14 protein-coding genes and 1 pseudogene are annotated in these 22,303 nt (G+C 73.9%); 4 read left to right on the forward strand and 11 right to left on the reverse strand.

Going from position 1 to position 22,303, the window contains the following annotated elements:
- Positions 1-73 precede the first annotated feature (73 nt).
- From AB0D10_RS16765 to AB0D10_RS16780, 4 genes are all read right to left on the reverse strand, one after another.
- Positions 74-934 (reverse strand): NAD(P)-binding domain-containing protein, encoded by an 861-nt coding sequence (locus AB0D10_RS16765; protein WP_360256530.1) that lies wholly within the window; start codon positions 932-934, stop codon positions 74-76.
- Positions 935-1,025: 91 nt separating this feature from the next.
- Positions 1,026-1,856 carry a hypothetical protein gene (locus tag AB0D10_RS16770; RefSeq protein ID WP_360256532.1) on the reverse strand — a complete coding sequence of 277 codons (831 nt, stop codon included), beginning with the start codon at positions 1,854-1,856 and terminating at the stop codon, positions 1,026-1,028.
- Between the two features lie 235 nt (positions 1,857-2,091).
- Entirely contained in the window at positions 2,092-3,336 is a 1,245-nt protein-coding gene (locus tag AB0D10_RS16775) for a phosphotransferase (protein WP_360256534.1), read from the reverse strand.
- Positions 3,337-3,427: 91 nt separating this feature from the next.
- Positions 3,428-4,225 carry a hypothetical protein gene (locus tag AB0D10_RS16780; protein WP_360256536.1) on the reverse strand — a complete coding sequence of 266 codons (798 nt, stop codon included), beginning with the start codon at positions 4,223-4,225 and terminating at the stop codon, positions 3,428-3,430.
- A 1,142-nt stretch (positions 4,226-5,367) separates the two neighbouring features.
- On the opposite strand from AB0D10_RS16780, the gene AB0D10_RS16785 reads away from it, so the two are divergent.
- Genes AB0D10_RS16785 through AB0D10_RS16800 form a run of 4 tightly spaced genes read left to right on the forward strand, consistent with a single transcriptional unit; the run spans position 5,368 to position 12,668 of the window.
- The gene (locus AB0D10_RS16785) at positions 5,368-6,951 is read left to right on the forward strand and encodes a nucleotidyltransferase family protein (RefSeq protein ID WP_360256539.1); all 1,584 of its coding nucleotides are present in this window, start codon (positions 5,368-5,370) and stop codon (positions 6,949-6,951) included.
- A gap of 4 nt (positions 6,952-6,955) precedes the next feature.
- Complete coding sequence (locus AB0D10_RS16790; protein ID WP_360256542.1) at positions 6,956-8,833, forward strand: ABC transporter ATP-binding protein; 1,878 nt, start codon at positions 6,956-6,958, stop codon at positions 8,831-8,833.
- Complete coding sequence (locus AB0D10_RS16795) at positions 8,830-10,617, forward strand: ABC transporter ATP-binding protein (protein ID WP_360256545.1); 1,788 nt, start codon at positions 8,830-8,832, stop codon at positions 10,615-10,617. Before AB0D10_RS16790 ends, AB0D10_RS16795 begins: the two co-directional genes overlap by 4 nt.
- A gap of 35 nt (positions 10,618-10,652) precedes the next feature.
- Entirely contained in the window at positions 10,653-12,668 is a 2,016-nt protein-coding gene (locus AB0D10_RS16800) for a N,N-dimethylformamidase beta subunit family domain-containing protein (protein ID WP_360256548.1), read from the forward strand.
- A gap of 177 nt (positions 12,669-12,845) precedes the next feature.
- Here the strand turns inward: AB0D10_RS16800 and AB0D10_RS16805 are convergent, their stop codons facing one another.
- The 7 genes and pseudogenes from AB0D10_RS16805 to AB0D10_RS16835 form a co-directional block, all read right to left on the reverse strand.
- On the reverse strand, positions 12,846-14,981 hold the full coding sequence (locus AB0D10_RS16805) for a SpoIIE family protein phosphatase (protein WP_360256550.1): 2,136 nt from the start codon (positions 14,979-14,981) through the stop codon (positions 12,846-12,848).
- A 485-nt stretch (positions 14,982-15,466) separates the two neighbouring features.
- Positions 15,467-16,867, reverse strand: a complete 1,401-nt coding sequence (locus AB0D10_RS16810; protein WP_360256552.1) for a S8 family serine peptidase — start codon at positions 16,865-16,867, stop codon at positions 15,467-15,469.
- A 138-nt stretch (positions 16,868-17,005) separates the two neighbouring features.
- On the reverse strand, positions 17,006-17,341 hold the full coding sequence (locus AB0D10_RS16815; protein WP_360256554.1) for a hypothetical protein: 336 nt from the start codon (positions 17,339-17,341) through the stop codon (positions 17,006-17,008).
- Between the two features lie 5 nt (positions 17,342-17,346).
- A complete protein-coding gene (locus AB0D10_RS16820; RefSeq protein ID WP_360256557.1) occupies positions 17,347-18,150 on the reverse strand; it encodes a DUF6424 family protein in 804 nt (267 codons plus the stop codon).
- A gap of 192 nt (positions 18,151-18,342) precedes the next feature.
- A pseudogene (locus AB0D10_RS16825) lies at positions 18,343-18,522 on the reverse strand (hypothetical protein); the annotation flags it as partial.
- Positions 18,523-18,810: 288 nt separating this feature from the next.
- Positions 18,811-21,237 carry a glycoside hydrolase family 95 protein gene (locus tag AB0D10_RS16830; protein WP_360256559.1) on the reverse strand — a complete coding sequence of 809 codons (2,427 nt, stop codon included), beginning with the start codon at positions 21,235-21,237 and terminating at the stop codon, positions 18,811-18,813.
- 45 nt (positions 21,238-21,282) lie between these two features.
- Positions 21,283-22,287 (reverse strand): LacI family DNA-binding transcriptional regulator, encoded by a 1,005-nt coding sequence (locus tag AB0D10_RS16835; protein ID WP_360256561.1) that lies wholly within the window; start codon positions 22,285-22,287, stop codon positions 21,283-21,285.
- Positions 22,288-22,303 lie beyond the last annotated feature (16 nt).

Consider the following 22,303-nt stretch of genomic DNA (forward strand, 5'->3'; position numbering starts at 1 on the left):
GGACGGCGGACGGCCAGGAGGGGGACGGGCAGGTGGGCAGGGGGCCGGGCGGCCCCTCAGCCGCCCGCTGGGCTCACGGCGCCGGCCGGTCGCGCAGGTAGCCCGCCAGCACGGAGTAGTCCAGCTCGCCAAGCCCCGCGGCGACGGCCTCCTCGGCCAGCAGCCGGGCCTGGTGTGCCAGCCGCAGCTGCGCGCCGCAGGCGGCGGCCGTGGCCTCCGCGACCCCCATGTCCTTGGCGAAGAGCTTCAGCCGCGAGTCCGCGGGGAACTCGCCGCTCTCGATCATGGCCCGTTTGCGGGTGACCAGCGGGCCGACCCGGGTGCGCTCCAGTTCGTCGAGCAGCAGGCCCTGGTCGAGGTCCAGCCTGTCCGCCAGGGCCAGCCCCTCGGCCAGCAGCGCCACCATGGGCGCGACGCAGGTGTTCAGGACGCACTTGAGCGCCGACGCCGCGCCCAGCGGGCCGCAGCGCACGACCGTCCCCAGCGCCTCCAGGACCGGACCGGCGGCGGCGTGCGCCGCGTCGTCGCCACCGGTCAGGATCCGCAGGTCGCCGGCGCTCGCCTGCGGGACGCTGCCGGTCACCGGTGCGTCGAGCAGCCGCACGTCCGCGGGCAGGTCCGCGGCCAGGGCGAGCGTCTCGTGCGGCGCGATCGTCGACATCTGCGCGATCACCTGCGGCCGGCCCGCCGCGACGCCCTCAGGCCCGCCGACCACCGCGCGCACGGCGTCGAAGTCGCTCACCAGCACGAGTGCCGCCCGGGCCCCCGCGGCGGCGGCCGCGGGGGACGGCGCGACGGTCACCCCGGTGCCGGCGAGGGCGGCGGCCCTGGCGGGCGTGCGGTCCCACACGCTGACCGAGAACCCCGACGCCGCCAGCCGGGTCGCGACCGGGAGCCCCATCAGGCCGAGTCCGCAGACGGCGACGGCGGTCATGCGTCCTCCCTCCGGCGGCCGGGGGCGGACTCGTACCGGTGCGGGCGCCGGCCCGGGGCCAGGGGGCCCCGCCGCGGGCACCGGACCGGACTCACGACCACAGCTCGGCGGCTTCCGTCAGGTCCGCACCGGAGGAGGCGCGCGCCGAGGCGAGCAGGGCTTCCAGGTCGGCGTCCGTTGCGGACACGTGCAGGTCGGTGAGCAGCCCGCTCGGCGGAACGTACTTCTGGAGCCACGCCGGGCACGACACCCGCACCGGGTCACCGCACGCCCGACGCCACGTCGCGGACAGGTCGATGGCGAACCCCGTCCCGGACCGGGTGACCGTGATCTCGGCCGGGCCGCGCCGCGAGCGGTACTTCGCCGCCGGAGTGTGGCCGGCGCCGGTGGCCGTCCCGGGGGTGCGGGCGCCGGCCGGACCGGAGTAGGTGTTGACCACCATCGCCGGGCCGTCGAGCACATAGGTCAGGTGCCAGGCGCCGAACGGGACCACGGCGAGGTCCCCGGCCCGGCACTCCTGGAAGTACACGTACGACTCGTCGCCGGACTCGTCGAGCATGCTGCACAGCATGAGCACGCGGCCGCTGAGCACCTGGAAGATCTCCAGCTGGTCGGCGGGGTTCCAGTGCCCGGTCGAGCGGAAGGGCTCACCGCCGGGCAGTGTGCCGTCCTGGTAGATGACGAGGTCGGCGGACCACAGGGTGGCGCCGGCCACCGGGCCGTCCTGCCCCTCGGGGGCGGGCACCACCCGGGAGGGGAGCACGTCGCGTGCCGCGGAGTAGAGCTCCCGGTCGGCCCCGGCGGCGACCGCCGCGGCCACGGCGGCCGGGTCCGCGAAGCGGACGTCCGGGCCGCCCCCCTCGCCCTTGCCGAAGAAGTCTGCGAGGCGCCGTTCCTCCAGGCGCTTGACGGTCCGGTCCACGGGAAGTCTCCTGTCGTCGTGCTCGAACGTGCGGCGAGCAGCATCGGTCGGTGTGTTGTGCACGAACCTCGCCGGTGTCGGGCGGCCAGGACGTCGAAGCGGTGGTGGTGCCGGTACGGCGGTGGTGCCGGAGTGGCAGCGGTGCCGTGGTGTCGGCATGGCAGCGGTGCCGTGGTGCCGGTGGTGGCGGTCCGGCCGCAGCATCCACGCGGCCCGTGGCACGGAGGAGGGGCGGTCAGCCCGGGAGCGGGCAGGCCGTGGCCGGCCCGTGGACGGTGGCCAGGCAGGCCAGGTGCGCGGCGGGATCGGCCTCGGGTTCGGCGGGCCCGGACAGCAGGTCGTCGAGCAGCAGGAGCCCACTGAGGTGGAGTCCCAGGGCGAGTTCGCGGCGGGCGGCCGGACCGGTCGCCCCGGGGAAGGTGCGGACCGTCCGGTCCGAGAGTCGGCAGGCCGCCTCGGCCAGGACGTGGAAGGCGTGGGCGTACAGCAGCCTCCGGAGCCACAGCGGGTCGCCGTGGCCGAGCCGTCGGAAGAACCCGACGGTCGCCAGGGTGGCGGGCACCTCCGCGGCGGCGACGCTGTGGGCCGGCACCGGGCGGCGCAGCCGCACGTCGTAGCCGCCGGTGGCGTCCCGGCCGATCTCGAACCCGCCGGTCATCGCGGCGTCGAACAGCGTCAGACTGAACAGCGCCTTCGCGGCGTCGTACACCGGGTCCCAGTGCTCGTCGATGCCGCGCGGGTCCACCACGGTGAACTGCCGGTCGGGGTCGGGGTCGAGGCCGTGCCCGCTCCCGGGCGCATCGGTGGCGCGCAGCATGAGATTGCCCAAGTTGAGGTCCCCGTGCACCGGGAAGTACAGCCGGGGCGGCTGGAGCGCGGCGAGCACGTCCTCCCGGGCGGCGGTCCGGCGGAGCAGCTCGTGGGCGGACGGCACCGGCCGTCCGTTCACCCGCAGGCCCGTCCCGTCGGGCAGCGGGCCCAAGTGCTCGGTCAGCAGGGGGAGTCGGCGGGCCAGCCGGCCCGCGTGGGTGCCGAGGCCGTGGCCGGGAGGGGCGGGCACGGAGCTCGCCGAGTAGCCGTGCGTCCCGAGGATCCCGAACACCGACCGCAGCGCCGCCAGGAACCGCCGCCGGCCGGGGTCCCCGTCGCGCAGCAGCGTGACGGGGGAGGCGCCGTCGATCCAGGGCATCGCGTAGGCGCCCCAGTCGGGCCCCTGCCAGTGCCCGACGAGCGGGACGTAGTACGGCGAGAGGGCCGGGAGCTCCCGGTGGATCCGGGCGATCTGCGCGGGCTTGCGGAGGAAGGAGCCCAGGTCGTGGCCGTCCACCGCCCCGGCCCCGGCGCGCAGGACCTTGACGACGACCGCGTCCCCGTCCCCGTCCTCGCACCGGTACACCCGCGCGGGCGTGCCGCCGCCGGTGAGTTCGCGGGCCCGCCGCAGTCCCAGTGCGTCGCGCACGCCCTCGGGGACCTGCTCCATTACGTCCCGGGACCGCGCATCCGGTTCGGTCATCGGTGTGTTCGCCCCCCGCGACAGGTACACATGGACAGTGGTTGCGCCTCCCCGGGACCTACACGCCGGCCGGAGGAGGCCCGTCCGCGCGTCGCGCCGCCCGCACGTCGGCGACCACGATGTCGTTGACGGCATCGAGGACTTCCGCAGGAGTGGCGCCGTCGACGTCGAGGACGTGCCAGCCCCAGTCGGCGGCCATCTGCTCGTACTCCGCCAGGAGCGCGCTCTGCAGTTCGAGGAACGAGGACCGGCCCGTGCGACCCGCGAATCCCATGTCCTCGACCGGCCCGACGCCGCCGCGCTGCGCGGTGACGCGCTTGTAGCACTCCTCCGGGCTGACCCTCAGGAAGACGCCGATGTCGGGTTGCATGAAGTGGCTGGAGTAGGCGTCGGAGATGAAGTCGGACACCCGGGCGATGAGGTCCTTGGAGATGTCGTCGCTGGGAATCTCGTTGGCGACCCGCAGGACCTTGATGATGTTCTTGTAGCCGTAGCTGTCCGTGACGACTATCCGGCCGCGGGCCACGCTGGCGTTGAAGAACTCCGCCTGGATCAACATGTCGGCGACGAATTCGAGCAGTGCGGACGCCAGCACGCCGGAGCGGCGGACGTCGACCGGATAGGCGGAGCCGGCCTGTTCGAGTTTGGCGAGCGTGAAGTCCTCGTACAGCCGCGGACCGTGCTGCACACGGAGCGAGGATTCGTCGGTCGCCCCGCCGTAGCGCGTTCGCCAGGTCTCGACCAGGAGTTGGCGCAAGGTGAGGTGCGGAAAGTCGACGCGGTCGAGTTCGGCGGCGATGTCCCGCCACCGTACGAACTCGGACTCGTATCCGTGCTCCGTCAGCCGATCCGTCAAGCCGTGTGCGACGGTGGTCTTACCGGATCCGTCCAATCCCAGGATCCCCACGTACATGCCGCGGCCCGTGCCAGGTGTTTCCGTCATTGCCATGGAAATGAACTCATTCCGGTCAAGCACCCCGTCTGCTCGCTCATGTTCTTTCCTGTACGCACTGCTGGGTCCCGCCGCGGCCCCGGGAAATTCGAGGCGCTTGCTCGTCCCGGCGGGGATGCGGATCCGGACAAGCTAGCGGCCTGTCGGACGGACGGCAAGGCCGGAGCAGCCCCGACGGTGTGTCGGGGTTCGCACGGACTCTCGATCGCGGTGTCCCGAAACAGGATGTGCGACAACGGACATGACGGTCCGTCATTCGAACTGCCGTGCACGAAGGGGCCGTCGGTCCACACGGATCGCGAGCTGTGGCCCCGGTCCGTGCGGAAGGTGAACTCGCCGACAGAATGCCGGGGTTGTGCAGACCGCGTCAGGTCGGCGGCCGGTCCGCCGCTCCGCATCGGGTCGATGAATCCGCTGCGGGCCACGTGAGTCGGCCATGGCGCGACCGCCCCCACCGGCGCGGACGCCTCGGGGCGGGGTCGCAGGCGCGGCGTTCCTGCCCGAATGCGGATTCGACCGGCGGAATTGCCGAAACCGACTGATCAGGCGCACGGGCGGGAAATGCCCGGGCCCGGTCGGCGGTCGGGCCCGCACGTTCCATCGCGTGCCCGGAACGCGCCATGCGGACCCGGACCGATGGTGGCCGTGGAATTGGTGGCCACGGTCTGACGGATAGGAAACTTTCCTAACTTCACGACCCGGACCATAGTCGACCCAAGAGTGGCTGTCAAGAACGTTTCTGACGCCACCTCACCCACCCGAACCGCGCTGACCAGGGCAAACGCAACGGCCGGCGGCATTCGGCGAGTGGGCCCCCGAACCCCGCCCGCAGGCCATCGAGTCCGACATGTCCCTCTATCGTGGGTATTGATCGACCGTGAATTCCCGGATTTCCGGAACGCGAAAGGCTTGACGTCGCGGCGATGCAATCCCCAGAGTGTTGCGAACGCGAATGTCCGGGCGGCGTCGATGCCCCGGAGTGTGAATTCGCCACCCCCCTCGCCCGGAGCCGCCACACCGGTTCCAGAAGAGCCCGAGGAGAAACAATGCGACTGACGGACCCTGCAGTTCCGGCTCTTCGTGAGGTCCTCCTGTGGGCGGCCGGAAGGCCCGGCGAGGTGCCCGACCTCGAACGGCTCGACCCGGACGCCCTCTACGAGGCCCTGGCCGCGCACCGGCTCGAAGTGCGCTTCCTGGCACGGCTGCCGGCCGATCAGGAGGCGGGCCCGGTGACCGCCGCCCTCCGCGAGCGGCTCGCGGCCCGGCGGCGGGAGATCGAGGAGCTGTCGGCCCGTCAGATCGACATGGTCGTCGAACTGACCGAGCAGCTACGGGCCGACAGCCCCGAGGACCGCCTGATGGTGCTCAAGGGCGTGACCCTCTACGGGCTCGGCGGCGACCCCGTCTCCCTGCGGCGCTCCTCGGACGTCGACGTCATCGCCCGCGACCCGGCCCGGCTGCTGGAGCTGGCCCTGAAGAGCGGCTACCGGCGGTTCGACTCAGGGAGCCACCTCGCGGCGTTCGCCACCGTGGAGTCCACCTGGCGCGGCGAGGTCGACATCCACTCCTACTACCCGGTGACCCGGCCCGGCGCCGAGGCCGCGCCCCGGCCGGCCGACCACCCGGGACACTGGGAGCACGCCGCGGGCTACCTGGTCCGGCAGATCGGACCGGACGAGCTCACCGGATGGATCGCTGCCGCGCACCGGGGCCCGGTCCCCGCCGCGGTGAACCTGCTGCGGGCCGAGGTCGCCGCCCTGATCCACTCCTCGCACCTGCACGTCGAGGCGCTGCTGTGCGTCTACCCGATCCCCGCCGCCACCATCCGCCTCGCCGAACTGGCCACGGTGGTCGACCTCTGCGCGCTGCCCGAGTTCGACCCGGCCCTGATGGCCGAGCTGGCCGAGCGCTACCAGGCCGGTGAAGTCCTCTCCTACGCCCGCACGCTGGCCGTCGCGCTGCTGCACCGGGACCCGTTCGCCGGACATCCGCAGCTCCAGCGGATCGCCCCGGTCCGGGAGGCGTTCCCGGTCGACCTCTGGTGGGACGGCCTGGCCGGCTTCGCGGTCGACCTCCCGTGGGATCCCGAGCAGTTGGTCCTGCGGGACCTGGCCATGAGCGAGGTGCTCGACTCCATCGGCGCCGCCGAACTGGTGCTGACCGACCGCCCCGCCCCGTTCTCCACCCGCCGGGGCGAGGACGGCGCGCTGAGCCGGGCCGTCCTCCGCCGCGCCGGCACCGACTTCGAGGTGCGCGGCAGCTTCCGCCACGCCGACGGAACCCTGCTGATCGAACTCGCCGTGCCCGGCGGCACCGAACAGGAGATGACCGGCGTCTCGCTCAACTTCGGCGACCACCGCTACGAGTACTTCTACCGGGCGGCGGGAGACCTCCTCGACGAGGCGGACTACTCCAACGCGGGCCCGGGCTCGGTCCCCGCCGTGGCCACCGCCGAACGCGTGGACGGGCAGGACCTGTTCCGGTTCCGGGTGCCGCTGGCGGGCACCGGCGTCGGCCAGGACGGCGACGGCCGGATCACCCTCCTCGCCGGAGTGCGCCGGCAGGAGCGCGAATGGGGCCCGGTGCGCGCGGGAGCGATCCTGCCGCTGCTGATCACCGTCGGCGGCTGAGGCCGTGACGAACTCCCGCCGGGCCGAGCGCGGCGCCGACCGCCTGCTCGCCACCCGGCAGCTGCTGGCGCTGCTGCGCCGGGCCGGCACCCTCCTGGTGGCCGGCACGGCGGCGCTCCACGCCCTGGTCGGCCTGCTGCCCGTCGTCTTCGCGCTGTGCGTCGGCTTCGCCCTGCAGGCCGTGCGCGACGGCCGGTTCGGCGACGGCGGGGGACTGCCCGGTGACGGCGGGGGACCGAGCGGCTGGCTGGCCGTGGCGCTCGTCGCGTTCGTGGGCCAGCAGGCGCTCGCGCCGTTCCAGGTCTCGCTGTCGCAGGCGGTGGCCCAGCGGGTGGACGGCGCCTGCGTCGCCCGGCTGCTGCGTTCCTCGTTCGTCGACGCCCGCGCCGAAGTGGTCGAGAGCGAACGGGCCACCGACCAGCTCAGCGAGGCGAACCTGGCCTTCGACTCGCTCGGCCTGACCCCGGGCGCCGCCGCCGAGGGCGCGCTCGCGCTGATCGCCCGCTACGCCAGACTGGCCGGGTCGGTCGCCCTGGTCGCCTACGCCTGCACGTGGTGGGCCGCGCTCGGCGCCCTCGCCGTCGCCCTGATCACCCGCCGCGGGCAGACCGGGGCCTTCCACACCTACGGCCGGCTCTTCCGCCGGCTCGCGCCGCAACGCCGGAGGATGGCGTACCTCAGGGAACTCGCCACCAGTGCCGGCGCGGCCAAGGAGGTGCGCACCCTCGGCCTCACCGAATGGCTGGACAACCGCTACCAGCAGGAGGTGCGCGGCTACCTCGACCCGCTGTGGCGCGGCCGCCGGGCCGTCTACGGCCCGCCCTTCCTGCGCTACTCGGCCCTCGGACTCCTGGTGGGCGGCGCGGTCCTGACGGCCGTCGCCGCCGCCGGTGCCGATGCCGGCGGCACCGGAACCGCCCGGTTCGCCATCGCCCTGCAGGCCGCGGTGATGTGCCTGCGCTTCGGCAGCTACTTCCCCGAGTCCGACACCAAGCTGCAGTACGGCCGGCAGGCCCTCGCGGCGATCGTCGAGTTCGAACGCCTCAGCGCGGCGACCCCGGCCGAGGCCGCGCGGCCCGCCGTCGCCTGCCCGCCGTCCGGCGACCTCGACGTGCGCTCGCTGTGCTTCCGGTACGACGGCGGTGCCGCGCCCGTCCTGGACGGAGTCGACCTGGTGCTGCGCGAGGGCTCCTCCACCGCGGTGGTCGGCCTCAACGGCGCCGGCAAGACCACCCTGGTCAAACTGCTCACCGGCCTGTACCGGCCGACCTCCGGCACGCTGCGCTACAACGGCGTCGACCTCGGCACGCTGGACGCCGCGCACTGGCAGCGTCGACTGGCCGTCACCTTCCAGGACTTCGTCCGCTACGACCTCACCCTGCGCGAGAACGTGGCGCTCGGCTCGATCGAGCACCTCGACGACCTCGACGGCATCCGGGAGTCACTGGAACGGGTCGGACTGGGGGAACTGCTCGCCGCGCTCCCCGACGGCCCGGACACCCCGCTCTCCCGCCGCGCCCCGGGCGGCACCGAGCTGTCCGGTGGCCAGTGGCAGCGGCTGGCCCTGGCCCGTTCGCTGTTCGCGGTCCGGCACGGCGCCTCCTTCCTGATCCTGGACGAGCCCACCGCGCAACTGGACGCACGCGGCGAGGCCGAGTTCTTCGAGAGCTTCCTCGACCTGACCAAGGGCGTGACCAGCCTGGTGATCTCCCACCGCTTCTCGACCGTGCGCCGCTGCGAACAGATCGTGGTCCTGGACGCCGGCCGCATCAGCGAACGCGGCTCGCACCGTGAACTCCTCGCCCGGGGCGGCACCTACGCCGACCTGTTCACCGTGCAGGCGAAGCGGTTCGCCGCCCGGACCGGGCCGGTGGAACGATGAGACTGCTGCTCGGGCTCCTGCGCTTCCTCGCCGTGTCCTCCTGGCGGACCGACCGGCGTCGACTCCTCGTCGGCGGGTCCCTGCTGCTGGCCGGCTACCTGGCCGCCCCCGTGGTCCCGCTGATGCTCAAGGGTCTCACCGACGCCGCGCTCGACGGGCACGGCGGCGCGGCCGTCGGCTGGGCCCTCGGCGCCGCGGCGGTCCTGATCTGCGAACTGATGCTCGGCCACTTCGCCCACCTGTCCTACTTCGAGCTGGGCGAACTGGTCGAACTCGGCCTCAACCGGCGGCTGCTGGTCCGCGTCAACGGAACCGAGGGGCCGGCCGCCTTCGACCGCCCCGAACTCGCCGACGACCTGGACCTGCTGCGCCAGGACGTCATCCGGATGCGGGACACCGTCCACGCCTCGCTCAGCCTGGTCTGCCTGGCGGCCCAACTCCTGCTCACCGCCGTCCTGCTGGCCGACCTCCAGCCCGTCCTGCTGCTGCTCCCGCTGGCCGCCGTGATCCCGGTGCTCACCGGAAAGCGCGCCGAACGCGCGGTGGAGACCGGGCGCCAGGAGAGCGCGCCGGCGACCGGTGCGATCCGGCACCTGCGCGGCCTCGCGGCTTCCGCCGCCGCGCAGAAGGAGATCCGGATCGCCGGCGCCCAGGGCTTCCTCCTCGCCAAGCACCGGGTCCTGCACCGGCAGGTCTCCGCCGTCCAGGCCGCGGCCCACCGCCGGCAGGCCCTGCTGCGCTCGGCGGGCCAGCTCTGCTTCGCGCTCGCCTACGCCGGATCCCTGCTGCTCGTCTTCCGGCAGGCCCAGCAGGGCCGGGCCGGCATCGGCGACGTGGTCCTGGTGGTCACCCTGGCCGGGCAGGTCAGCGGCCAGGTCTCCACCGGCCTGGACCTGCTGAGCAAGGTCTACGCGGCCGCGTTGGGCATCGCCCGGTTCGAGCGGGTCACCGGAGCCCTGGCCGGGCCGCCGCAGGACCGCGCGGCGACGGCGGCGGCGCCGTCCGCCCTGACCGGCGGCATCACACTGCGCCAGGTCTCCTTCTGCTACCCCGGAAGCCGCGAACCGGTGCTGCGGGACGTGGACCTGACCCTCCCCGCGGGCCGCTCGATCGCGCTGGTCGGCGAGAACGGAGCCGGCAAGTCCACCCTGATCAAGCTCCTGAACGGCCTCCACCAGCCGACCGGTGGTGCCGTCCTGCTGGACGGCACCCCACTGGCCGAGGTCGGCGCGCGGTCCTGGCACGGCCGCACCGCCAACCTCTTCCAGGACTTCGCCCGGTTCAACCTCACCGCGCGGCAGAGCGTCGGCGTCGGTCGGCTGGACCGCATCGACTCCGCCGAGGCGGTGCACCGCGCCGTCGAACTCGCCGGTGCCGCCGACACGGTGGCCGCCCTGCCCGAGGGCCTCGACTCCCTGCTCGGGAAGGAGTACGGCCCGGGAACCGAGCTGTCCGGCGGCCAGTGGCAGCGGATCGGCCTGGCGCGCACCCTGATGCGCCCCGACGCCCTGCTGATGTGCCTGGACGAACCCGCCAGCGCGCTGGACCCGCAGGCCGAGGCACTGCTCTGCGACGCCTACCAGCGCGCCTCCGCCCACATGGCCGCCACCGTCGGCGGCGTCACGGTGTTCGTCACCCACCGGCTCTCCACCGTCCGGATGGCCGACACCATCGTGCTCCTGGAGGACGGGCGGGTCCGCGAGACGGGCAGCCACCAGGAACTGCTGGCCCTGGGCGGGCGTTACGCGGAGCTCTTCGCCCTGCAGTCCAAGGCCTACGCGTAGTGGCCGACCCGAACCGGACCGACCAGGGAGCGTGGATGAGCGCAGTCACGGAGACCGTCGCCGAGGGCTGGGGCGGCAGGTACGGCGCCTACGCCCGCGCCACCTCCTGCGTCCAGGGGGGTGACCTGGAGTTCCGCTTCCTGGACGGGCCCGCCGGAGCGCCGCCCGAGCGCCGCGTCCGGATCACGAACGCGATCACCGGCCTCACCCGCGACCACCGGCTGTCCGCGGCCCGCGACCGCTGGACCCTCACCGTGCCGCGCACCTGGCCCAGCGGGCTGTACCGGGCCGAGTTCGAACCCGACGGCGGCGAGGTGTGGTTCGCGGTCCGGGCGGCCCGGCCCGCCGGAAACCACGGGATCCTCGTCTCGCTGCCGTTCGCCACCTGGCAGGCCTACAACCGGGTCGGCGCCCCCGGCCACGGACTGTACGGGACCGAACAGCACGACCGGGCGCACCGGGTGAGCTTCGACCGGCCCGGCGGCGGCCCCGCCCCCGAGCGCTGGGAGGAGGGGCTGATGCGCTGGCTGCACCGGACCGGGCAGACCGTCGACTACTGCTCCAACCTCGACCTGCACCTCGTCCCGGGACTCCTCGACGACTACCGGCTGCTCGTCTGCAACGGCCACGACGAGTACTGGACCTGGGAGATGCGGGACGCCGTCGAGGGCTTCGTCGGCGCGGGCGGCAACCTGGCGATCTTCTCCGGGAACACCTGCTGGTGGCAGATGCGCCTGGAGGACGAGGGACGCACCATGGTCTGCTACCGCGACGCCGCCCTGGACCCGGTCACCGCGGTGGACCCGAGGAGGGCCACCACCGAGTGGTCCAGCGCCCTCGTCGGACGCCCCGAGAACACCCTCACCGGCCTGACCTTCCGTCACGGCGCGGGCTGCTGGACCGACTTCGACCTCATGCTCGACGACAGCTACCGCGTCGCGTTCGCCGACCACTGGGCGCTCACCGGCACCGGTCTGCGCGACGGCGACTCCTTCGCCCGCGGCGCACTCGGCTACGAGACCGACGCGGCCGACCTGACCTGGCTCGACGGCGTGCCCAGGGTGACCGGACGGGACGGCACCCCGACCGGCTTCACCGTCCTGGCCACCGCCGACCTGGGCCACTGGCGCGACCTCGGCCAAGGCGGCGCCGCCACCATGGGGGTGTTCACCCTCGGGCGCGGCACCGTCTTCAACGCCGGGACCATCAACTGGGGCCGGGCGCTCGACGATCCGGTCGTGGACCGGATCACCCGCAACGTCCTCGAACGGTTCACGGCGCCGCCGGACCCGGCCCGCTGGGAGACCCTCGGCCCCGCCCCCGCCCTGAGCTGCCTGACCGGCACCGGCGGCCGCCTCTACGGCCTCGACGACGAGGGCGTCCTGCACACGCGGGAACCCTGCGGCCAGAACATCCCCTGGACCGCACTCACCCGAGGCGGCGAAGCGTTCCCGGCGCTCGCCGTCACCGCACCCCGCGAGGCGATGGGCGGGCAGACCCAGGGCCTGTACGCCTTGGGCGCCGACGGCTCGATCCGCTACCGCGACGCGGTGCCCGGACCGGCCGACTGGCTGCCGGCCGGCCGGGCACCCGCCGGCAGCCGCACTCTCGCGGCCTGCCACGAAGGGCTCTTCGTCACCCACCCGGGCGGCCTCGGCTACCTCCCCTTCCAGGACCTGCCCGCCTCCGCCGACGCGGCCAAGGGCTGGCGGACGATCGGCCCAGCCCCCGGGCTCGCCTCGCTCTCCGCCACCGTCGGACGCCTCTTCGCCCTCACCGACGACGGCCGGATCCTCAGCCGGCTGCCCGCCACCGGTCCCAGCCCCTGGCACGACCACGGCCCCGCCGACGGCTGCACGACGCTCGCCGCCCACGCGGGCACCCTGCTCGGCGTCGACCCCATCGCCCGCTCCGGCCTGCGCCGCCGCCTGATCACCCCGCCGATCACCCCGCCGATCACCCCGCCGATCACCCCGACACCGATCACCCCGCCGGGCCCGCGGCCCCCGGCCGACCTGCCGCCCGGGGCGCGGCCACCGGCGCCGCGGTGAGCCGCGGCTCAGGTGGCGGCCCGGTGCCGTCCGGCCACATGCGGGGGGAGGAGAAGCCGACCACGAGGATCCCGTACGAGCTGCCGATCCGGTCGATCGAGCGGATCGGCTGGGGTCGAGCCGTAGGCGGCGACGTGGATCGGCGAGTGGCGGCGCACGTGAGCTGCCGTCGGGCGGTCAAGCCGCCAGTGGGAACTCGCACCAGACGTTCTTGCCGCTGCCGAGCGGTTCCACGCCCCAGCTCCCGGCGAGCGCGTCGACCAGCAGCAGACCGCGGCCGGAGGTGGCGGTCTCGCCGGGGACCCGGCGGCGCGGCAGGACGCTGGAGCGGTCCCGGATCTCCAGGCGGATGCAGGGGGCGGTCCCGGCCCGCAGTTCTATGGTGAGCAGTGCGCCCCCGTCGGTGTGGACGAGGGCGTTGGTGATCAGTTCGTCCGCGGTGAGCTCGACGTCGGCCAGGAGGTCGGTCGCACCCCACGCCGCCAGGGCCTGGCGGAGCATGGCGCGGGTCTCCGCCAACCCTTCCGGATCGGCCTGGTGGACGTGCTGGGTCATCTGCCGGGTGGCGTGGGCGCCGGGCACGGCTGCCCGGTGCAGCAGCAGGAGTGCCATGTCGTCGCTGCTGCCGAGGCGGTTCGGATGGCCGCCGCAGAGGTGGTCGGCGAGGGCCTCGGTGTCCCGCGGTCCGTCGCGCAGGGCGGCGGCGAGGGCCTCGATGCCGTCCGTGATGTCCCGACCGGGGTGTTCGACCATGCCGTCGGTGCACAGGAGCAGCGTGTCCGCGGGGTTGAGGTCGAGGCGGGTCTCGGGGTAGCCGTCCTGGCCGAACACCGTGGCCACGCCGAGCGGCAGGCCACCGCGGACGCACGCCAAGCCGGTCAGGCCGGTGCTGTGCCGCACGAGCGGTTCGAGGTGGCCGGCCCGCACCAGGCGCAGTGTTCCGGTCTCCAGGTCGGCGTCGACGTAGATGCAGGTCGCGGACCGCTCGGTGTCGAGGTCGGCGAGGAACCTGGACGCGCGGGCCATGACCGTGGCGGGGGTGTGTCCTTCGGTGGCGTAGGCCCGCAGGGCGATCCTCAACTGGCCCATGATGGCCGCTGCGTGGCTGTCGTGCCCCTCCACGTCGCCGACCACGAGACCCACCCGCCGGCCCGGCAGGGGGATGACGTCGTACCAGTCCCCGCCGACCTCGCGTCCGCTGCGGCCGGCCCGGTAGCGGACGGCCACCTCGCCGCCGTTGATCTCGGGGATGCGGCGGGGAAGCATGGTGGTCTGGAGCGTGGTCGCGAACTCGCGTTCCTGGTCGAAGAGCATGGCGCGTTGCAGGGACTGCGCGACCGCGCTGCTGAGCGCGATGCAGATGTTGCGGTCCTCGGTGCTGAAGTGGTGCCTTGCCCGGTAGAACAGGCCGAGTGCGCCGATGGAGCGGGCCTGGGCGGCCAGGGGCAGGAACGCCGCCGCCTCGATCCGCATCTCCTCGGCGTAGGGCAGCAGGCGGGGGTAGCGGGTGGTGAGTTCCTCCCTGGTACCGAGGAAGCGGGCGCGCCGGGTGAGCACGGCTTCGGACAGTGGCAGGCCGTCCCCCAGGTGGGTCAGCGACAGGTCGTCGCGGGCCCTGAGTTCCGCCGACGGTTGCTCGGTCGCGGCGACGAGGCGCATGACGTCCCCGTCCACCAGCCCGAGGGCCAGCCCGTCCGCCCCGAAGCGTCGCAGCCCTTCGCTGTCGGTCAGCACGTTGGTCACGTCGTGGACGGTGACGGCGCGGGCGAGGGCTTCGGTGGTGGCGCGCACGGAGTCGGTCTGGCGGCGCCGGTCGGCGGCGAGCGTTCGCATCCCCTCGGCGTGGGCCAGTTCCTCCTCGGCGTTGCGGACGATGCCGACGATGCGGTAGGGGCGTGCCTGCGGGTCGCGCAGGATGCGCCCCTGCGTGTGGGCCCAGCGCAGGGTTCCGTCGCGGCAGACCAGACGGAAGTAGGACGCGAAGGTCAGGTGTCCCTCCCGCAGGGCGAGCGACACGGCCTCGTCGAGTCGCTCGCTGTCCGCCGGCAGCACCCTCGCGGAGAGTGACGCGGGCTCTCCGTCGAACTCGTCGGCCCGTAGGTCGAACACCTCCAGGCCCACGTCGTCGAGGTGGTAGGTGCCCTTGTCGAGGTCCCAGTCGAAGCTGCCCATGCCGTTGAGCGCCAGCCGGTCGTTGGCCGCGGTCGGCTCGGCGTCGTCCCGGGGGGCCGACGACGGCGAGGGGGCGCGGGAGGACACGGGGCGGGTGATCTCGGGGTCGTGGCCGCCCGGAGACCGGGACGTGTTCGCCATGGCAGGGCTCCCGTCCGATCGATGGCCCGCTGCCGGATCATCCGGGACCGGCTCGCCCCCGCCGCGGTCACGGAGAGTGGCGTACGCGCGACTACGGGGCGCGGTGGGTGCTCCGTCGGTCCGTTCCTGGAACGTCTGGTCAGTCTATCCAGGGGGCGACGGCTCGGCATCGACGCGTGAGCCGCGGGGCAGGTCTTCGCGCCCCACCGCGACGTGGGTCCTGCCCGCCGTCGGGACGGGGGACGAGCGGGATGGGGCGCGAGCGGGGCGGGGGACGAGTACGAGGGCCCGTGGAGGACCGGCCGCCGGTTCCTCCGTGGCGGGCCGGGCCTTCCCGGCTCCCGGCCCGCCCGGGACCACCGCCGGTGAACGGCGGCTGTGGCGAGGGCCGGCCGTGGGAGCGGGGCCGAGGGCGGACCTCGACGTGCCCCGGAGCCAGGCGTGCAGGTCCGGTCGGCAGTCGGCCTTCTCAGGAGTCGGCCTGCTCAGAAGTTGGCTTTCGCGAACGCGAGGGCCGCGCTCACGTTGGCGAGTCCCGGCCCGGTGGCCTCGTCCGGGCCCGGCCCGGCCGGATTGTTGAACCGCGGGTGGTTGTGGCCGGCGGTGACGTCGGTGGCGGTCGTCACGAGTGCCTCCGTCACCTGCTGGACCGTCATGCCCGGCCGGCCGTTCTGGCCGAGCAGTACGGCGACTGCTCCGGCGATTTGCGGGGCGGCCGCCGAGGTGCCCGAGAAGAGCGCCCAGGCGTCGTCGAGGGTCGTGCCGTCGGGGGTGTCCGGCATCTGCCCGTCGCTCGCCTGACTCTGCTCGACGTCGAGCTCGCAGCCCGGCTGCACGGGGAGCATCAGGTACTGGGCCCGCGGCAGCATCCCCACCAGCCCGCAGACCGTGGGCACGATCTCACCGGGGAACCAGGGACTGGCGTATCCGCTCGCGTAGTCGGACGCCTGGACGCCGAGGCCGGGGCCGACGAACACTCCGCCGGCCGCGATCACTCCGGGGACCTGCGGCTCGACGGAGAAGTGGCCGTTGCCGGCCGAGAACACCACCACGATGCCCTTCTCCACCGCGTCCTTGATCTCCAGGATCCAGACCCGGGACGCTGCGGGTGGCTGCGGGTCCAGGGGCGGGAAGTCGAGGTCGCCGCCCCAGGAGTTGGTGAGCACCCTCGGGTGAGCGGCCTTCGCCAGGAGGAAACCGGCCACGGCGCTGGTCAGGTTGCCGCCGGCGTCGCTGGCCCGGAAGAACTTCAGCTTCGCGCCGGGCGCCACGGCGAAGATGTTGGCCGACTCTCCCGTCCCGTGCCCGATCGGGTCCTTGGCGGGGCTGGTCCCGGGCACCACGGTGACGACGGGATCGACGTCGTAGCCCTGCAGGGTGAAGAAGGGGTGCGGGTAGTGTCCGGTGTCCACCATGGCGACGTCCACGCCCGCGCCCACCGCGCCCTGCGCGTGCGCAGCGGTGGCGCCGAGCAGCATGGCCACGTCGCCGGGGAGCCGCAGGTGGAACTTGCTCACGTTCGGTGGCTGCGGGCTCGGCGACAACCGGTAGCAGGAGCGCGGCTGTTCGAGCACGACGGCCTCGATGTCGTCGGTGTCCGGCGCGGCCCCCACGCCCCGAGCCGTCGGCTGGCCCGGGCCCACCAGGTCGAGGTGGGTCACGTAGCGGCGGCGCCCGGTCGACACGTGCTGGAGGACCTCGTACGAGGTGACCCGGCCACCGGTCAGGCGCTCGTAGGCCGCCGGCGATCCGTAGACCGTGAAGCCGAGTCGGCTCTCGGCGGTGACCGTGAGTCCGGCCCCCTCCGCCCGTTCCTTGGCCCGGGTGCGGATGGTTTCACCGGCCCGGAACGGCGCGGCCGAGGTCAGGTCGGTCGCCTCGGTCATCGGGGTTCCACCCTCCGACCGTGCCGACACGTAGCCGAACACCAGGTCGGGAGGAGGTTGCCCGTTCTGCGTTGTCGTGGGAAGCATCATGTCTCCTCAGGGGATGAACCGGGCCTCGGGTACCCGGGAGAACTGTCGTCATGCGTCAGGGGAATGGGGTTCCGGGACCGGCAGTACGGTGACGGACCGTACGGCTTCCCGGAGTTCGTCCGGGACGGGCAGGGCCTCCGCGCCCGAGGGGGAGACCGGGCCGTGCCCGAACGCCTCCCGGAACCGCGCCGTCGGGCCCGTGACCAGCGCACCGGCGGCCATCGGCAGGACCGAGATTCCGCGCCCGGCACACCAGTTCCGCAGGGCGTCGAGCCGCGCGCCGTCGCCGGACCGCAGCTCGACCACGGCCTCGACGGCACCCGGTCCGGTGCCGTGTCCGGTGCCGCGTCCGGCGCCCGGTCCGTGGCCCTGTGCCGTGTCCATGGTTCCTAGGCGGCCGCCCGGGGCTGGGCCGCCGCGTTCGGGGCAGGCGTGCCGTACTGCTGCGCGAACGCCGTCCGGGCCATCGGATGGTCCGGCCCCAGCAGCAGGGCGTCCCCGCTGTCACGGGCCCGCTCCAGCTCGGGATGCAGCGCGGACTCCTGTGCCGCGAACAGCACTTGCACCCGCCCGTCACCCGAACCGCGCTTCGCCACCGGCGCCACGGCGACGGCCTGGCCACCCGCGTCGACGACCCACAGCCGGAAGTCGTCCCTCTTGAAGAAGACGATCTCCGTCACCGGGCTCGGGTAGTGGTGCACTCCGCCGCCCTGCGGCAGCGCCGCGGAGTGCACCGCGTGGGGGAGCGGCACGCTGGCGTTGCAGATCGAGTCGGTCCACCGCTGCACGCCGGCGGCATCCGTGATCGGGGTGTCGAGCAGCTCCCCGATGCCGAGTTCCCGAACCGCGTCAGGACAGAGCGCGTACAGCCGCTTCGCGTTCTGCCGCAGCAGGTCGACCTTCGAGGGGTCGGCGCAGAACTGCGCGGACCACTCGATCCCGACCAGGTTGCGGACCAGGAACCAGCCTTCGGAGTCCTTGAGCCACAGGCCGCCGCCGTGGTGGTCCTCCACCGGCTCGGAGCCGTAGAAGGGCCTGTCGAGCGTGTCGGTCAGCCGGTGCATCGTGGCCCGGGCGGCCTGGTACTCGGGGGAGTCGGCCCGCGGCGGGTGCCCGGGGATGTCGATCGTCCAGCCGAGGTCCTCGGATTCGGTGTGCGGCTGTGTCGGGTCGCCGCTCGTTTCGGCAGTCATGGAGACCTCCCATGAGCCTGTACGCATGTGGGGCTGGATTTACATGCCACATTTACGTTGTATCTCCAGACTGCGCGCTGCACCGCGCCGGGTCAAGACCGTGCGCGCACATACCGGCCGTGGCCCGGTACTGCGGGGGCCGCCACCGGCCGCTCCCCGGTGGGGCCGGTGTACGTTGTCAGCTTCCCCTGCCTACGTCGGCTGCCTACGCCGCCGGACGTCCGCCACCGGAACGGACGGTCGGTGGCCGCCGAAGCCGAAGTCGAACTCGGCGCTGACGGGCGCGGGGTCGGACCGGCGTTCCGCGTGGGTGGCGCCGCGCTCGACGTAGGCGGCGACGCACGTGTTCGCGAGGCCGGGGGTGGCGACCCGGAGGCCGTGGGCCCGGGACGGTGCGGGGTGGATGGCGTGTTTGCCGGTACGCCGTGACGCAAACGCATCTTGAGCGGCCGTCACGAAAAGTGAAAGCGTGGACACGTTCCGTATTGATCGTGTGGCTGTGGGGAGTCCTGCGGCCACCGGGCATGAGGTGGAAGCCGGTGCGGGCCGGCCCCGCACCGGGGCCCGTCCGGGCCGGGCCGGCGCCCGTCCGGGCCCGGACGCCGTGAGCGATCCAGGAGGCCGTCGCCCCCGCCGGGGCCCGGGCGGGCCGGGGCCTGCTCAGTCGGGCGGGCGGATCCGGTGACTCCCCGGCCCGCCGAGCCGCGTGGTCAGCCGCAGCCCGGCCGGGGTGGGGGTGAGCGTCGCGGCGGCGATCCGGTCGGTCGGGTCCGTCACCACGGGCTCCGGCGTGCCGGCGGGGAGCAGCAGGTCGAGGGTCTGCGGACGGGTGCCGTGCACGGTCGCCTCGGTGAGGCGGCCGCCGTCCCAGCGGAGGTCGACGGTGAGACCGCCGCGGGCCCGCAGCCCCCGTGCGTGGCCGGTCGGCCAGGCCTCGGGCAGGGCCGGGAGCAGCCGCAGGACGCCGTTGTGGCTCTGCAGCAGCATCTCGGCGACGGCGGCGGTGGCGCCGAAGTTGCCGTCGATCTGGAACAGGTCCGGCGGGTGCAGGCCGAGGAGATTGGCCGCGGAGTGGTCGGTGAGCAGGCCACGCACGCTGCGGTGGGCGAGGTCGGCGTCGCCGAGGCGGGCGGCGAGGGCCGCCACCCAGGCCAGGCTCCAGCCGGTCGATCCGCCGCCGTGGTCGAGGCGGCGGGCCAGGGCGAGCCGTGCGGACTCCGCGCCCGCCGGATCGGTGAGCGGGTCGACGGCACTGCCGGGGTAGAGGCCGTAGAGGTGGGACAGGTGGCGGTGACCCGGGTCCTCGTCGGGGAGGTCCTCCCGCCATTCGAGCAGGCGGCCGTCCCCGCCGGTCGGCGGTGGGCGGAGCCGGCCCCGGGCGGTGTCCAGCTCCTCGGCCAGGTAGGCGTCCACACCGAGGAGGCGGGCGGCGGAGGCGGTGTTGGCGAACAGTTCGGCGGTCAGCCAGTGGTCCATGGTGGCCGCGGCGGAGACGGCGGCGAGGCCGCCGTCGGGCAGCCGGAAGTGGTGCTCGGGGGAGGTGGACGGGCAGGTGACCAGGTGGCCGTCGCGGTCCTCGGTGAGGAAGCCCAGCAGGAAGCGGGCGGCGCCGCGCATCAGTGGGTAGGCCCGTTCGGCCAGGAAGTCGTGGTCCCCGTCGAAGAGGTGGCGCTCCCACAGGTGCGCGCAGAGCCAGGCGCCGGCCATCGGCCAGTTCGCCCAGGAGGGTGAGCCGGAGACGGGGCCGGCGGAGCGCCACAGGTCCACGTTGTGGTGGACGGTCCAGCCGCCGGTGCCGTAGTAGGCGGCGGCGGTCCGGGCGCCGGTGTGGGCCAGGTCGGCGATCAGGTCGAAGAGGGGTTCGTGGCAGGGGGCGAGGCCGGTGGTCTCGGCGTGCCAGTAGTTCATCTGCAGGTTGATGTTGGTGGTCCAGTTGGAGTTCCACGGTGGGGAGGTCTCGGTGTTCCAGATCCCCTGCAGGGTGGCGGGTTGGCTGCCGGGGCGCGACGAGGCGATCAACAGGTAGCGGCCGTAGGCGAACTGGAGGGCGGTCAGGGCGGGATCGGCCCGGCCGGCCCGGACGGCGGCGAGCCGTTCGTCGGTGGGCAGCGCACTCGGGGGGCCGTCGCCCAGGCGCAGCGCGGTGGCGCGGTACAGCCGCCGGTGGTCGGCGAGGTGGTCGGCGAGCAGCTGTCCGTACGGCCGGGCGGCGGCCGCGTCCAAGCGTCGTTCGAGCTGCGCCGTCGGTCCCTCGTCGGGGCCGGCCGGGGGCTCGGTGTGGCCGCGGAAGCCGGTTTCGGCGGCGACCAGCAGGAGCACCTCGTCGGCGCCGCGCACCGTCACCGTGCCGCTCGTCCGCTCGACCCGGCCGCCGGAGGCCACCACGTGGAGCCCGGCCGCGAAGCCCGTGCCCTCGCCGGGGCGGTAGCGCACCGGGCCGTCCTCGCCGAAGGCCACGTGCGCGGGGGCCCGGCCGGTGAGGACGAGGCGGTCGGGGCCGGTGCCGCCGGTGTGCGGGTTCGGGTGCGGTGTGTCGAAGCGGGCGGTGAGGTCGATCCGGCCTGGGGCGGACGAGGTGATCCTGGTGACCAGGACGTCCGCGGGGGCCGACACGTGGGACTCGCGCAGGATCTGCGCGTCGCCGCTCCGGTAGGAGACCCGGTGGACGGCCTCGTCGAGTTCCAGCGAGCGTACGTAGTCGTCCGACGGCCCGTCGCCGAGCTCCAGTCGGAGGGTCGCGAGCGGCTGGTAGGCCTCGGTGAACGGGCCCTGCATCCGGGTCGCGAGGGCGTCGGCGCGGGCGTAGTCACGGTCGGCCAGGACGGCGGCGCGCAGTTCCGCGAGGTGCTCGGCGGCGTCGGCGGCGTCGGCGGCGTCGTGCGTGCGGGGCCCGCCGGACCACAGGGTGTCCGCGTTGAGGTGGACGGTCTCGCCCAGGCCGGACGGATCGGTGCCGCCGGGGCGTTCCGCGCCGCCGAGGAACAGTGCGCCGAGCCGGCCGTTGCCCAGCGGCAGGGCCTCCAGGAAGGAGCCGGCCGGCCGGCGGTACCAGAGGCGCTGGTGGTCGGAGGCCGGATCGGACGACAAGGCCGGTGTCCTTTCGAAGGGTTGAGGTGACCGGGCGGGCCCGGATCAGCGGCCGCCGGTGGGGGCGGTGCTGTCCCGGACGACCAGCTCGGGGCGCAGCAGCTGGATCGAGTTGGCCGGGCTGCCCGAGCGGGTGAGGGCGCGCAGCAGCAGCTCGACCGCCTCCCGGGCCATCTCCCGCTTGGGGATGGCCACCGTGGTGAGGGCCGGCCGGGCCAGGCCGACCTCCGGGTTGTCGTCGTGCCCGACGATCGACAGGTCGTGCGGGACGGAACGGCCCACGGCCCGGGCGGCCTCCAGGGCGCCGAGGGCGAGGACGTCGTGGGTGGCGAACACCGCGGTGATCGCCGGGTCGGTGGTCAGCGCCGTCGTCGCCGCCGCGAAGCCGCCCGCAGGGGTGGGTTCGGGTGCCGTGTGGACGGCGGTGTCGGGGACGGTCAGGCCGTCGGCGGCGAAGGCGCGCCGGAAGCCCGCCACCCGGGGGGCGTGGTCGGGGCTGGCGAGCACGGCGACGTGTTCGTGCCCGAGTTCGCGCAGGTGGCGCCCGGCCAGGAAGCCCGCCCGCTCGTAGTCGATGGTGACCACCGGGAAGCGGTCGGGGGCGTCGGTCTCCCAGGCGCACAGGGCGACCGGGAAGGCGGCCTCGGCCAGCAGCGGCAGGTGGTCGATCAGGTCCCGGTCGCCGGCGATCAGCAGCGCGTCCACCGAGCGGCTGGTCAGTCCGGCCAGGTGCCGCTTGGCGCGCTCCCCGTCGAGCCGGGTGGTGCAGAGCAGCAGGTGGTAGCCGTTCTCGTCGAGGACGTCCTCGACCTCCTCGACGATGTCGGCGTAGAAGGAGCCCGTCACGGTGGGGACGAACAGGCCGACCGTCCGCGTGGCGCCGGTGGCGAGGGAGCGCGCGACCAGGTTGGGGGTGTACCCCAGCTCCTCGATCGCGGCGCGCACCCGGGCCGCGGTCGCCGGGCTCACGGCCCCCCGTCCGCGGATGACGTTGGAGACGGTCTGCTTCGTGACCCCGGCGCGCTCGGCCACGTCCTGCATCGTCACCATGGCTGGATCCTTCGAT

The sequence above is a fragment of the Kitasatospora sp. NPDC048545 genome (assembly GCF_040651155.1).
Classification (GTDB): Bacteria; Actinomycetota; Actinomycetes; order Streptomycetales; family Streptomycetaceae; genus Kitasatospora.